This window comes from Mesorhizobium sp. M0701 (assembly GCF_040320365.1).
GTDB lineage: Bacteria > Pseudomonadota > Alphaproteobacteria > Rhizobiales > Rhizobiaceae > Mesorhizobium.
Genome location: NZ_JAMYPO010000047.1, coordinates 1 through 12,693 on the forward strand (window position 1 = coordinate 1; position 12,693 = coordinate 12,693).

Genomic DNA, 12,693 nt, shown 5'->3' on the forward strand with positions numbered 1-12,693 from the left:
ACTCCGCGTCGCATCCACGACGACAACCAAGAATCGCTGTTTTCCGCCATTTGAAAAGGAGGTGCATAATGAATCGGTCTTCGCTATCGGCCGGATGGTTCGCTCGACGCTGTTGTTGTCGATCTCGATGCGGCCGTCGGTCAGGAAGAGCTTCAAACCATCCCAATATTTGGCGATGTACGCCAAGGCCTCGCCGAGTGGAGACTTGGTCGCGACACGGGCGCGGTGATGGACGAGCCAGGTCTGCATGTCGGTGACCAGTGGCGTTGATCGTTCCTGTCGTCCGGCGAGGCGAGCCTCCGGATCAAGGCCACGCAGTTCGGCCTCGATCCGACCCAGTTCGCTGATCCGCTTGACGCCCTCTTCGGCGATAGGTGCTGCTCCGTTGCGGGTTATCTCCACCAGCTTGCGGCGAGCGTGTGCCCAACAATAGGCAAGCCGGATGTCCGAGCCGACACGGTCAGGTGCGATCAGTCTGTTGTATCCGGCATAGCCATCGACCTGCAGGATGCCGGAGAAGCCCTGCAATATCCGTTCGGCATGAATGCCCCGAGCGTAGGTGAAGGCCACACCAGGCGGAGCACCGCCGCAACTGGATGTTCTCAACCGAACAGGCGCGCCTCAAATTGGCCAAGGCCTATCCAAAGCCAACCGCCAAAGAGTCATAATCCCTGTGCAGAGGTACTAGTTGCCGGCGGCATGGTCAGTGCAGCAGGTTTGCTCCGCGTGCCTTGACGATGTTTCGCATGATGCCGTTAAGCCAGTCCTCGGTGGAGGAACCGGATCGTCTCCTGTCGATCTCGCCGATCGCCTGCTCGAGCGTCCGCTCGACCAGCCGGTCGGAAGCGTCAACGTCTCCCAGCAGCAGACGCGCTGCGAGCCTGAGCTTAGGCAGCAGGGAAAATACGTCGTCTGACGGCTCGGTCGCCAGATTTCCGCTTGATGCTTTGGGCTCGGAGGGGAAGAGAGCATCGAAAACAGCCTGGCCGTCCGAGGATTTTCTGAGGCTGCTGGCATACCGAAGGCGCTCAGGAATAACGATGTCTTCGTCGCCGCTGAAAAACACGAACGGCACGCCGCGGCGCATCAGTTCGTCCGCGATCGGGAATACCCGTCTTCCGTTGAGATTGACGTCCAGGATTGCGGCTTCCGCCTCATCGGTATGCTTCGACGCCTGTTCGACTGTCGCCACGGGGCCAAGCACGACGGCGCCCATCTTGCTGAAATAACGTGCAAGATCGCCCGCCAGCATCCATTCGTCCTCGACGATCAGGATATGCAAGCCTTGCAGGTCGCGCACCTCATTGTTCCTTCTTTCTGCGGGAGTCACGGCTGTCGGCGCGGACTTGTACAAAATGACGGGACAAGGCCTCTTGCAACCGTTCCGCGCGCGCGAGCAGACGAGGCGGGATTTCTTCGGATACCGGGACCTTGGCCAGATCCGGCGAACGTAACGAGATTTGTTTTGCCGGCTTTATCTCAGGTGGTCGTTTTGCCATTGGAACCGCCTCGAAAACCGGATGTTAATGCCCACCGGCGGTGCTTTGTTCCGTTCGAGGACCATTTACTGGCCTGAGGCTCGGTCCGGTCCTAAAGCACGTCGCGTTTTGCCGGCCTCATGCGACGCGCTTTAGGCTGTTGTTTTTATTCATCTCGTTATCGCAAAACCGCTGCACACTTTTGCGCGACATGCATTAGTCTGAGGTCCGATTTGGCGGTTTCGCAGCCGCGGCTGTTACCGAGGCGTGGCATGGTATTCCAGAACGGAAGATTTCCCATTGTCGGCGTCGGCGCATCGGCCGGCGGCATTCCCGCGATGGAGGGCCTGTTCAAAGGACTGACCGGCGGCACCGGCATGGCGTTCGTCGTCGTCACTAATCTGAGCCCAGAACGCGAAAGCCTGCTGCATGACGTTATCGCACGTTACACCGGAATGCCGGTCATCGTCGCCGAGGAGGGCATGGCGGTCCAACCCGACCAAGTCTATGTGATGCCGCAAAACGTCGTCCTCACCATCCGTAAGGGCGCGCTTTCGCTACGCCGGCCGAACACGCTTAACCGCGAGCGCGAACCAATCGACATCTTCTTCCGTGCACTGGCCGAGGACCAAGGGGAGTACGCCATAGGCATCATCCTGTCGGGGGGCGATTCGGACGGCACGCTGGGCGCCAGGGCGATCAAGGAACATGGCGGACTGACGATTGCCCAAGCCTCCAACGGTTCCGGCGCGCGCAACCCGGACATGCCGCAAAGCGCGATTTCGAGCGGCCTGATCGATATCGCAGCGCCCGCCGAGGAGATCGGCGCAAAGCTTCAGGCGTTTGGCCGCGGCTTCAATGTGCTGAACGGGCTGGCCGAGGGGGGTGGCGAGCACAAGGCTGACATGGATCGGGCCGCCGATGAAATCGACCCCACTCTGCGCGGCCATTCCGGTCACGACTTTTCCAGCTATAAGACGAAGACGTTCTCCGCCAATGAAGAGGCGCAGTCGACTAATGAGGAGCTTGAGGCCTCGAAGGAGGAGAAGCAGTCGCTCAACGAAGAGCTCAGCACCATCAACGCGGAGCTGACCAGCAAGGTTGAGGAGCTCGACCGCGCCAACAGCGATCTCAGAAACCTGTTCGAAAGCACAGAGATCGCAACCATCTTCCTCGACCGCAACCTTGTGGTGCGGACCTTTACCCCCGCTGCATCGGCCTTCTTCAATCTGCGCCCATCCGATGTCGGACGGCCGCTGACCGACCTTTCAAGCCAGCTCGACTATCCCGAGCTGAAGCCCCACATCGAGGCAGTGTTCGAGACGGGAGAGACCCTGAACCATCACCTTGCGCGCGACGACAAGGGCCGGTTCTACCTGGTTCGCATCAACCCGTACCGGGACAAGAGCGGCAGCATCCAGGGCGTCGTCGTGACCCTGATCGACGTGACGATGCTGGCGCAGGCGGAAGAGCGTCAGCAGGTTCTCATCTCCGAGCTGAACCATCGCGTCAAGAACATGCTGGCGGTTGTCGCCAGCATCACCAACCGGACCCGTGAAAACTCGGCATCGAAAGAGGAGTTCGCCGAAGCCTTGATCGGGCGCCTGCATGCAATGTCGCGAGCCTATAGCCTGCTCTCGCGCGAGAGCTGGACGGAAGCCTCCGTCGAGGAACTGCTGCGTCAGGAACTCGATCCCTTCGGCCCCGAACGGTTCGAGCTCGATGGCAGGAGGGTAAATCTCAAGCCGGCACAAGGGCTTTCCTTCGGCATGGCCATCCATGAACTGGCGACGAATGCCGCCAAGTATGGCGCACTGTCGAAACCTGCCGGGCGGATAGTTGTCAAATGGTCGGTGGCCGACGGAACCTTCAAGCTCGTCTGGCGCGAGAAGGGCGGCCCCCGCATCAAGGAGCCAACCGACAGCGGCTTCGGCCTTACCCTTCTGCGCGGAGAAATCGGCTACAGGCTGGGCGGAAAAGTTGAAACAACTTTCCGCTCAAATGGTTTGGAGGCGGAAATCGCATTCCCTCTGACCCGCGAGGGCTCGTCATGACCGGAAAGGTGCGTGTGCTGATCGTCGAGGATGAATGGCTGATCGCCGACGATGCGGCGGCTTACCTGCGCAAAGCCGGCCATCAGGTGGTTGGACCTGTTTCGTCGGTGACGGCGGCACTCCGGCTCGTTGGCGAAGGCGGCGTCGACGCGGCGTTACTGGATATCCAGTTGAACGACGAAACCAGCTATCCGATTGCGGAAGCGTTGCGGACGCGTGGTGTTCCGTTCGCCTTCCTCTCAGGCTTTGGTGAACGCGAAATTCCGGCCGGGTTCCGCGCTTGCAGGATCGTGCAGAAGCCGGCGAGCCAGAGTGCGATCCTGAATGCCGTGGATGAACTCGCGCGAGCCGGCTGAGGTCGCGATTTGAAAGTCGCGCCAGGTCACATCGGCGTGGTGCGTGCCTGCCGCGAACGACGAACGCCTATGGCAATATCCGCACCGGAACCGATTTGACCGCCGGAACATGAGCCTTCTCGGCTCTGTGCCACAAAGGAACCAGCGGGTTGAGCTCGGGGTAGTAACCGGCGCAATTTCCCTCCGGCACCGAGTAAGGTGTAACGCGCAGCCCGTGCACGCGGCGCTCCACACCGTCCTGCGCATTGGCTTCGAGATCGACTTCCTGTCCGGCGCTCAAACCGAGGCGCTGGATATCCTTCTCGTTCATCAACAGCACCATGCGTGTGCCGCTGATGCCGCGCAGCCGGTCGTTGTAGCCGTAGACGGTCGTGTTGAACTGGTCGTTGGAGCGCACCGTGATCAGTGTCAGCACATCGCGGCCGGCGACATCGATGTCGGGATCAGTTTCAAGGCCACTTGGCAGCTTGAAGTTGGCCTTCTTGTTCGGCGTCTCCCACACCCGCTTGCTCGCCTTGATGTCGCGATGGAAGCCGCCGGGCGTCAGGAAACGCTCGTTGAAGTCGCGGAAATGTTGGGGGTAGCAGCGCTCGATTTCGTCGCGGATGCGGGAATAATCCCCAACCCACTCGTCCCATGGGATCGAACTCCTGCCCGGCACTGTCGCCTTGGCAAGCTCGGCAACGATCCTGGGCTCGGAAAGCAGATGCGGCGAAGCCGGAGGTCGCGATCCGAACGAGCCGTGGATACAGGCGGTGGAATCCTCTACCGACACCCTTTGGTCGCCGCTCGCCTGATGATCTCTTTCCAGCCGTGACAGGCAAGGCAGCAGGTAGGTTGTCCGGCCGGCGATCAGCTGGCTGCGGTTGAGCTTGGTCGCGATCTCGACATGCAGGTCGAGCCCACGCCAGGCTTTCTCGACCAGGCCGGTTTCCGGAACGGCCCGCACGAAATTGCCGCCGAGCCCGACGAAGCCCTTGACCGATCCGTCGATGACGCCTTCGCAGGTCTCGACCGTATCGAGGCCTTTTTCGCGCGGCGGTTCGAAGGCGTAGAATTCGGCGAACTTGTCGAGCGGCACGAGCTCGGGTTTTTCCGATATGCCGACGGTGCGCTGCCCCTGGACATTGGAATGGCCGCGCAGCGGCGAAATGCCGGCGCCGGGTTTTCCGATGTTGCCGCGCAGCATCAAAAGGTTGCACAGCATCTGGACGTTCTCGGTGCCGTGCCGATGCTGGGTCAAGCCCATGCCGTAATTGCCGATCACCGCGTTGGCATGGCTGTAGACCTCGGCGACATGCTCCAGGTCGGTCTGCGCAATGCCGGATCGCGCGACGATATCGCTCCACTGGGTTTTGTGCAGGAAGGCTTCGAATTCGGCGAAGCCATGCGTGTGCTCGGCGATGAAAGCTGTGTCGAGGACACGCGTCCTGCCGCTTTCGCGGGCGGCATCGTCGAGGGCCAGCAACGCCTTGGCGATACCCGTCATCGCGGCGATATCGCCGCCAGAACGAACCTGGAAGTAGTCGCTGGACATTTTGGTACCCGGTCCGGGCGACAGCATGTCGAGGGGGTTTTGCGGATTCTTGAAGCGCTTCAGTCCCCGCTCGGGCAAGGGATTGAAAGTGAAGACGGGCACGTTGCGTTGACGTGCCTCCTGCAGCGGATGCAGCAGGCGCGGCGCCGTCACCCCGGTGTTGTGCCCGAAGAAGAACATCATGTCGCATTTCGCAAAGTCTTCGAGCTGCACGGTCCCGACCGGCGAGCCGATCGATTCCGGCAAGCCGACCGAGGTCGATTCATGACACATGTTGGACGAATCGGGCAGGTTCGAAGACCCATAGATCCGCGCAAAAAGCTGGTACATGAACGAGGCCTCGAGCGAGGCCCGGCCAGACGTGTAGAACACTACCGATTTGGGATCGAGCCGCCGCAGTTCGGCAGCTATGTCGCGGAACGCATCGTCCCAGGAGACCGGCTCGTAACGGTCGGTGGCGGCACTGTAGCGCATGGGCTCTGTTAGCCTGCCCTGTTTCTCCAGATCGTGGTCCGGCCAATCGAGCAGTTCCGTCACCGAATGCTCGGCGAAGAAAGCGGGTTCGCAGCGCAGCTTGGTCTGGTCCCACATCGTCGCCTTGGCGCCGTTTTCACAGAATTCGAAAGGCCTCGGCTGGGCTGGCTTTGCCCATGAGCAAGACACGCACATATAGCCGTCGGCCTTGTTCTGCTTGAGCAGCGTGCTCCATATCCCGGACAATAGCAGGCCTTCGCCTCGCGCCTTGCGGACCAGGGATTTGAGCGATCCCCAGCCGCCTGTCGGGTGGTCGTATTTCTTGGTTTCGATGCGATCGGTTACGGCGGGTCTCATGCAAGCCGCTCCCTGTGGAAGAGCACTCATACGAACCCGCCGTGAGGCTGGATGTTCCCGGGCCGGCTCCGTATCGTCACGCCGTCCCGTCTAACCGGAACCATTTCCGCCATTGTTTGTTCGGCTCGAAGAAAGGAGCCGCGCGAAATGGAGCGACGTAACGCGTTAATTGCGATGGTGATTTCGGCCATCATCATCGTCGGCTTTCTCATAGGCTTTTTGTACGGCGATATGGGCTGGCAGACTTCGCCGCTCAAAAGAGCCCCTGAGCAGAACCAGGGTGGCAATGCTCCGGCCGATACCTCGCCTGCCGCCGGCATCAAGAAGAACCCAAAGGAAAATACCGAAATGCCAGGCCAGCAATGACGTAGGGCCAGCAATGAAATCCAGCAGCAAGGCAATACCACGAACTGAAACGGGGTCCTGTTTTTGCGGCGCCATAACGGCGGAGATGCGCGGCGAGCCTTTCTGGATTTGCTCCGATCACGATGACGACTGCCGCAAGGCGATAGGAAGCCCTCTGTCGGTGTGGGTCGGTTATCGGCCTTCCGAATTCACATTGCTCACCGGCACGCCGAAGACCTTTTCGAAAACCCCAGCCGTGCTTCGGTCCTTCTGTGCGGATTGCGGAACATCGATCGGCTATGTCGACCAGGGCCTGCCCGACGAACTCTATCTGGCGATCGGCTTCCTCGATCATCCCGAACGGTTTCCGCCGCAGGCCCACGCATATTGGGACATGAGGCTGCCCTGGGTCGACTTTCCAGACGAGCTGCCGCGGGTGGGGACGTATTCGAGGCGGCGCGATCCGGCCTTCGGAAATCCGGCGGAACGCTAGCTTTCGATCCCCTCGCTGGTTGGAAAACGTGCCATTCGGGACTTAGTATGAAAACGACAATTGGCGCGCGGCTGAAAACGCGCGATCATATGCCAATGGGCCGCCGTTTGGATGACAAGCTCGATTGCAAGGCGTGCGGGACGATCCTGATGGAGATTCCCGACAACCCGAAGGATTCGACGCCGATCCATTGCAGCAATTGCGGCGCCTATCTCGGCGAATGGGGCGATCTGCAGGAGGATTTCTTCAGGCAGGCGTTCGGTGCCCAGGCCTTCGATCTGAACAACGGAAACATCATCAAGAAATAATCCTGGATCCCGCCGGCCCCAAGCCACGGCCTGTGGACCCGGCTCGTTGCGGCAATCACCGTTAGTGTCGGACCCTCGGGAACTTTTCTCCCAAGCCGCTTGTTTGGGTGGCGGAAGGAGAAACGCCATGAGCACAAAACCTCCGCCTGTGCCGCCGAAGAATCTGAGCCCAAAAGGCGCCGGTGACAAAAAATCGGTAGCAGCCGACCAGGCGCCGCAATCCACCGTTCCGGATCCCGACAAGCAGGGCCAGCAAGGCAATACGAAGGTCAACACCACCCATCAAGGCAACGTCCAGGATCGCTAGGTCATGTCCACGTCGAAGAAGACTCCTGCCAGCATCCGCCAGGGCGGTCCCGGCGCCGCGCACGAAAACGCCAAGAAGCCGCTGAGCGTCGAAAAGCCGCCGGCCGACTCCGACCGTCGCAGCCACAGCAAGGTCTCCGGCGGCGGCGGCGAACGCGACAGCCACCATACCCACGACCCCGAAAAGAAAGGCGACACTCGGCCCGCGCATCAGGGCAAGTGAAATCGGGCGGCGACGTGACGATCGGTGAGGTTCGAGCGAAGTGTCAGCGGGGACGCCGCGCCGAGGCGAACGGCACGACATTGTCGACATTTGCCACCGGCAAATCGAACAACATCGGAAGCCCCCGCGTCGCGGCCATCTCAACGATCAGCTCTTCGATGGAGTGATTGGTCAGACGGGTCTCGACGCCCAGCCGGATCATCGCCGCCAGCTTGTGCACCGGCACTGGCACGGACTTCGCCCGGTCGTCGAGCAGCTTGCTGATTTCGATCACGACGTCGGCGTCGATATTCCTGGGCAAGTCTCGCATAAGCGCCTCCCCGCCAAACGAAACGAAAAGCCCGCCGCACCTTTCGATACGGCGGGCGATCCAGTAATGCGTACCGGCGAGGGGATCGGGGTGGGCGTGCCGGCGCGCGCAGATCGCAAGTAATTTTAGTTAAATCCGTCAACTTCGATGTGTCACGGAAAAACGTCTGTACGTTTTTTACCGAACCGCGCGGATCGCTGGCTCTCCCCGCCGTCGCGCGGTGCGACCGCACGGATGGCGTGACCCTTTGCCCTCCGGACAGCGAACTCAAACAGTATACATTATAAACTTAAAACATCTTGCCAGGTGATCCAGCCTATGCTCCACTTGAGCCGGGAACACGGCTGATAGGTCGATTTCTGCCGACACGTGGCTGCATTTCAAACGGCACGACTGCGAGAACACAGCCTCAAACGATATACGAAATCTTCGCATGGGAAGGCGTGGATGACGGAAACGATAGAGCTCAAACGAGTTGGCGATGGCAATCTGCGTGCCCAGGTCTATCAACAAATCCGGCTGACGATACAGCATGGCGAATTGGCGCCTGGCCAGAAGCTCGTCGATGTCGATATAGCCGCCCAGCTCGGCATTTCCAGAATGCCTGTCCGCGACGCCTTGATGCAGTTGGTGCATGAGGGCTATCTCGTCGGCACCACACGCGGCTTCACCCTGCCCACGATTACCGCGACGGATGTCGCCGACATCTTCGAGGTCCGCCGCCTGCTTGAGCCACGGGCCGCCGCGCACGCCGCACGGACACTTGACGCCGCTGGCCTCAAGACGCTGGCAGCCGCGCTTCGGGAGGCCGAGGCTGCGGCCGCCGCCGGCGATGCCGACCGCTTTTTCCAGGCCAATTCGGCATTCAGGAATTGTTGGCTCGGCGCCGTCGAGAACGAGCGCCTTTCCCAAACGATTGCAAGGTTCGCCGACCATGTGCTCGTCGTCCGCTTAAGGACGCTGTCGCACCAGCCGACGCAGGCCGTCATCGTTGCCGGCATGCGCGCAATCTATGAGGCATTCGTCAAGCGCGACCCCGTCGCCGCTTACGACCGCATGACCCACTTCATTCAGAACGCCGAGGAGCGTTTCACGAAGCTTAGCCCACCGTTTCAAAACTCCAACGGTGAAGGTGAGGGCATGTCGCGGCAGGGGAAAGCATGATCAGGAAGCAGCACCCGCTGAAAGGGCCGAACAGGTTCAAGCTCGGCGTCTTTTCAATGAATGCCGATGGCGGCCTGGCAATGACCACCGTTCCCGAGCGCTGGCGTGCCCGCTGGGAAGACAACCTAAACTCCGCCTGCATCGCCGATCGCGCCGGCCTCGAGTTTCTGCTGCCGATCGCCCGCTGGCGCGGCTTCGGCGGTTTGACGCATGTGCGGGAATGGTCGTTCGAGACGTTCACCTGGGCGGCGGGCCTTGCTGTCGCCACGGAAAACATCGGCCTGTTCATGACGGTGCATGTACCGCTGGTTCATCCGCTGCAGGCTGCCAAAGCGCTGGCGACGGTCGACCACATCTCCAACGGGCGTGCCGGCTTGAACATCGTCTGCGGCTGGAACCCGGATGAGTTCGCCATGTTCGGGCAGACGGTCGGCGAGCGGACCTACGATCAGGCCGAGGAATGGATCAACATCATCGCGCGTGCCTATCAATCGAGGGAGCCGTTCGACTTCGGCGGCGAGTTCTATGATCTGAAGGGCGTCGTCAGCCGGCCGCCAAGCCTGCAGGCGCCGCGACCGGTGACCATGAACGCCGCCTTCGGCGCGCCGGGGCGCAACTACGCAGCGCGCCACTGCGATTATCTGTTTTCGACCTTTTCCGAAATTGCCGACGGCCGTGCGCATGTGGTCGACATCACCAACCGCGCGGCCGAAGTCGGGCGCGAAGTCGGCGTCTATACGGTTTGTCACGTCGTCTGCCGGGAGACCCAGCAGGAAGCCGAGGATTACTACCGGCACTACGCGTTGGAATGCGCGGACGAGGGTGCGGTCGACGAGCACATGCGCAAGAAGAAGGAATTCGCGAACTCGCACGATGCGAAGGCTTTCACCGAATATCGGCAAAGGTTCGCCGGTGGTGCCGGGACGTTCCCGCTCATCGGCACGCCGGAAAAGATCGTCGACGACCTCACCGAGATCATGGAACAGGGTTATTCCGGCGCCGCCCTCACATTCGTCAACTACACCTACGAATTGCCCTTCTTCTGCGACCGCGTGCTGCCGCTGATGCGCCAGGCCGGGCTTCGAGTAAATTGATGCCGGCGGCCGCCATTCCGACGCCGTGGGTGGATGGGCACGACGCCATCAATCCGCGCGCCTTCAAGCAGGCTATGCGGGCCGTGGCGGGCTCGGTCGCCATCCTCGCGTCGGAACATGACGAGATCGGTTTTTGCGGCATCACGGCGACGGCTCTCTGCTCGTTCAGCGCCGAGCCGCCGTCGCTGCTGGCTTGTGTCAACCGCGGCAGCACCTTTGCCTCGGTCATTCACGAAGGTTTGCCGTTTTCGGTCAATCTTCCCGCCGGCGACCAGGAGAACGTTGTACGTGCCTTTGGCGGCATGACCAAAGCCAAGGGCGCCGCGCGGTTCTCGTCCGGATCATGGGTGCGTGGCGAAACCGGCGCGCCCTTGCTTGTCGGCGCACGGGCAATATTCGAATGCCGGGTGGCCGAAATCATCGTGCGGGCATCGCACATGATCGTCATCGGCATCGTGTCGGGCGTTGCGCTGGACCGCGCTCATCGATCGCCGGTCTTCTACGCGCATGGGCGGTTCCTGACAGTAGGAGATGATGCCAACTAACCGCCGTTCACGCGGCGGCGCGGCGATTGCAATTTTAGATCGAACCCGATCATGGACGAACTATCAAAGGGAGTATGGCAATGCGCATTTGGAAATCCCTTGTTCTGGCTGCACTCATGTCGGGTGTGGCGGGTAGCGCCGCGGCCGAAGAGGTCGTCCTCAACGCCGTGCATTTTACGCCGACGCAGAACGGCTACGCCCAGAGCTTCCTGAAGTTCGTTCAGAAGGTGAACGAAAAGGGCAAGGGCGTGGTCCAGATCAACGTCCGTGGCGGGCCGGAGGTCATTCCGCCGATCCAGCAGGGCGCGGCGCTCAGGAGCGGCCTGATCGATGTGATCGACACACCGGCAGGGCAGTTCCTCGAACTCGTGCCCGAAGGCGAGGTTTTCTCCGCATCGACGAAGACGCCGTGGGAGGTCCGCGACAATGGCGGCTGGGATTTCATCAGCGGAATTTTCGAGAAGAAGGCCAATGCCCACCTGCTGGCGCATGTCGACGCGGGCTCGGGCTTCAACGTCTTCACCGTCGACGAACCCAAGCTCAACAGCGAAGGCAGCATCGACTGGGGCAGCCTGAAAATCCGCTCGTCGCCGCTCTACCGCGATTTCCTTGAATCCTTGGGCGCAACGGTGATCGTGCAAGCGCCGGGGGATGTCTATACCTCGCTCGAGCGCGGCGTCGTCAATGCCAACGCGTATACCGTGTTTGGCTATGCGTCGTTCGGCTGGGACAAATTCACCAAATACCGTGTCGACCCGCAGTTCTTCAAAACCGACGTGCTGATCTCGATCAACAAGGCCAAATGGGACACGCTGTCGCCCGAAGCGCAGAAGCTGCTTGCCGACACGGCCGTCGAATACGAGCGCGCGAGCTATGACGCCAACCTTGCCCAGTCCGAAAAACAGGCACAGGCGATGATCGACGGCGGGCAGAAGGTGATCAGCTTGACCGGCGCCGGCCGCGACAAATTCCTGGCGGCTGCCACGCAGGCGAGCTGGGCGAGAATGGCCAAACGCGATCCCACCAGCATCGATCAGTTGAAGAAATTCTTCCAGTAGCCCGAGCCGAGGGTGCCTTGCGTGCCCTCCATCAAAGCTGGGCCAAGGAGGCAAAGGTGGACATGAGGGTCGTCGGGAATGGACAGATCGTTTGCAGTGATTGGGAAGCTGAGCCTTGCGTTGGCGGCGGCGGCAAAAGTGGTGCTTGGCCTCATCATCGTCGCGGTGGTTGCTGATGTGTGCGTCCGCAATCTGGGCCTGAGGCCGCTTGCCTGGGCGGTGTCGGCGACGGAATACGGCCTGCTTTACGCGGCATTTCTGCCGATGCCATGGCTGGTCCACAGCAAGGGCCATGTCTTCGTCGAGTTCCTGCGCCAGGCGCTGCCGGTGCGGGCACGGGCGGTGCTTGAAAAGCTGGTCTATCTCGCCTGCATCGGCGTCAGCCTCTACCTCGGCAGCGTCGCTCTGTCTTCGCTGACAAGTGCCGTTGCGGGCGGCGAATATGAAACGCGCAGCTTCGATATGCCGAAATGGCTGGTCTTTCTGCCCATCATGCTCGCCTTCTATCTCTCGGCGCTGGAATGGCTCAGATATCTGCTCGGCCGTGACACGCTGTACACGCTCGATCCGCTGGAAATGGAAGGGCTCTGA

The 12,693-nt window shown here is 61.0% G+C and carries 16 protein-coding genes and 1 pseudogene; 12 read left to right on the forward strand and 5 right to left on the reverse strand.

Annotated elements, in window-relative coordinates:
- Positions 1-81: 81 nt before the first annotated feature.
- From NKI24_RS29840 to NKI24_RS29850, 3 genes and pseudogenes are all read right to left on the reverse strand, one after another.
- Positions 82-588 (reverse strand): annotated as a pseudogene (locus tag NKI24_RS29840) (IS66 family transposase); the annotation flags it as partial.
- Positions 589-703: 115 nt separating this feature from the next.
- On the reverse strand, positions 704-1,300 hold the full coding sequence (locus tag NKI24_RS29845; protein WP_036238319.1) for a response regulator: 597 nt from the start codon (positions 1,298-1,300) through the stop codon (positions 704-706).
- Between the two features lies 1 nt (position 1,301).
- Positions 1,302-1,499, reverse strand: a complete 198-nt coding sequence (locus tag NKI24_RS29850) for a hypothetical protein (RefSeq protein ID WP_156937318.1) — start codon at positions 1,497-1,499, stop codon at positions 1,302-1,304.
- A gap of 251 nt (positions 1,500-1,750) precedes the next feature.
- Here NKI24_RS29850 and NKI24_RS29855 point away from each other — a divergent pair, with 251 nt between their 5' ends.
- Both NKI24_RS29855 and NKI24_RS29860 read left to right on the forward strand, forming a co-directional pair.
- Positions 1,751-3,532 (forward strand): chemotaxis protein CheB, encoded by a 1,782-nt coding sequence (locus NKI24_RS29855; RefSeq protein WP_352750151.1) that lies wholly within the window; start codon positions 1,751-1,753, stop codon positions 3,530-3,532.
- A 14-nt stretch (positions 3,533-3,546) separates the two neighbouring features.
- Positions 3,547-3,888 (forward strand): response regulator, encoded by a 342-nt coding sequence (locus NKI24_RS29860; RefSeq protein ID WP_245274673.1) that lies wholly within the window; start codon positions 3,547-3,549, stop codon positions 3,886-3,888.
- Positions 3,889-3,955: 67 nt separating this feature from the next.
- On the opposite strand, the gene NKI24_RS29865 is transcribed toward NKI24_RS29860, so the two are convergent.
- On the reverse strand, positions 3,956-6,256 hold the full coding sequence (locus NKI24_RS29865) for an FdhF/YdeP family oxidoreductase (RefSeq protein ID WP_352750152.1): 2,301 nt from the start codon (positions 6,254-6,256) through the stop codon (positions 3,956-3,958).
- A 147-nt stretch (positions 6,257-6,403) separates the two neighbouring features.
- Between NKI24_RS29865 and NKI24_RS29870 the strand changes: the two genes are divergently transcribed.
- The 5 genes from NKI24_RS29870 (at position 6,404) to NKI24_RS29890 (ending at position 7,931) form a co-directional block, all read left to right on the forward strand.
- A complete protein-coding gene (locus NKI24_RS29870; RefSeq protein WP_254818791.1) occupies positions 6,404-6,622 on the forward strand; it encodes a hypothetical protein in 219 nt (72 codons plus the stop codon).
- A gap of 13 nt (positions 6,623-6,635) precedes the next feature.
- On the forward strand, positions 6,636-7,094 hold the full coding sequence (locus NKI24_RS29875; RefSeq protein ID WP_352750153.1) for a GFA family protein: 459 nt from the start codon (positions 6,636-6,638) through the stop codon (positions 7,092-7,094).
- A gap of 47 nt (positions 7,095-7,141) precedes the next feature.
- On the forward strand, positions 7,142-7,402 hold the full coding sequence (locus tag NKI24_RS29880) for a hypothetical protein (protein ID WP_352750154.1): 261 nt from the start codon (positions 7,142-7,144) through the stop codon (positions 7,400-7,402).
- Between the two features lie 127 nt (positions 7,403-7,529).
- Positions 7,530-7,709, forward strand: coding sequence for a hypothetical protein (locus NKI24_RS29885; protein WP_031193315.1), 180 nt, complete (start codon positions 7,530-7,532; stop codon positions 7,707-7,709).
- A gap of 3 nt (positions 7,710-7,712) precedes the next feature.
- On the forward strand, positions 7,713-7,931 hold the full coding sequence (locus tag NKI24_RS29890) for a hypothetical protein (RefSeq protein ID WP_352590409.1): 219 nt from the start codon (positions 7,713-7,715) through the stop codon (positions 7,929-7,931).
- 43 nt (positions 7,932-7,974) lie between these two features.
- Here the strand turns inward: NKI24_RS29890 and NKI24_RS29895 are convergent, their stop codons facing one another.
- Complete coding sequence (locus tag NKI24_RS29895; RefSeq protein WP_352743931.1) at positions 7,975-8,241, reverse strand: hypothetical protein; 267 nt, start codon at positions 8,239-8,241, stop codon at positions 7,975-7,977.
- 447 nt (positions 8,242-8,688) lie between these two features.
- Between NKI24_RS29895 and NKI24_RS29900 the strand changes: the two genes are divergently transcribed.
- The 5 genes from NKI24_RS29900 (at position 8,689) to NKI24_RS29920 (ending at position 12,693) form a co-directional block, all read left to right on the forward strand.
- The gene (locus NKI24_RS29900) at positions 8,689-9,405 is read left to right on the forward strand and encodes a GntR family transcriptional regulator (RefSeq protein WP_352750155.1); all 717 of its coding nucleotides are present in this window, start codon (positions 8,689-8,691) and stop codon (positions 9,403-9,405) included.
- Complete coding sequence (locus tag NKI24_RS29905) at positions 9,405-10,499, forward strand: LLM class flavin-dependent oxidoreductase (protein WP_352502222.1); 1,095 nt, start codon at positions 9,405-9,407, stop codon at positions 10,497-10,499. Before NKI24_RS29900 ends, NKI24_RS29905 begins: the two co-directional genes overlap by 1 nt.
- Positions 10,499-11,044, forward strand: coding sequence for a flavin reductase family protein (locus NKI24_RS29910; RefSeq protein ID WP_352502197.1), 546 nt, complete (start codon positions 10,499-10,501; stop codon positions 11,042-11,044). The genes NKI24_RS29905 and NKI24_RS29910 overlap by 1 nt, the downstream gene beginning before the upstream one ends.
- An 80-nt stretch (positions 11,045-11,124) precedes the next feature.
- Complete coding sequence (gene dctP, locus NKI24_RS29915) at positions 11,125-12,102, forward strand: TRAP transporter substrate-binding protein DctP (protein WP_352750156.1); 978 nt, start codon at positions 11,125-11,127, stop codon at positions 12,100-12,102.
- A gap of 78 nt (positions 12,103-12,180) precedes the next feature.
- Positions 12,181-12,693, forward strand: a complete 513-nt coding sequence (locus NKI24_RS29920) for a TRAP transporter small permease (protein WP_352612143.1) — start codon at positions 12,181-12,183, stop codon at positions 12,691-12,693.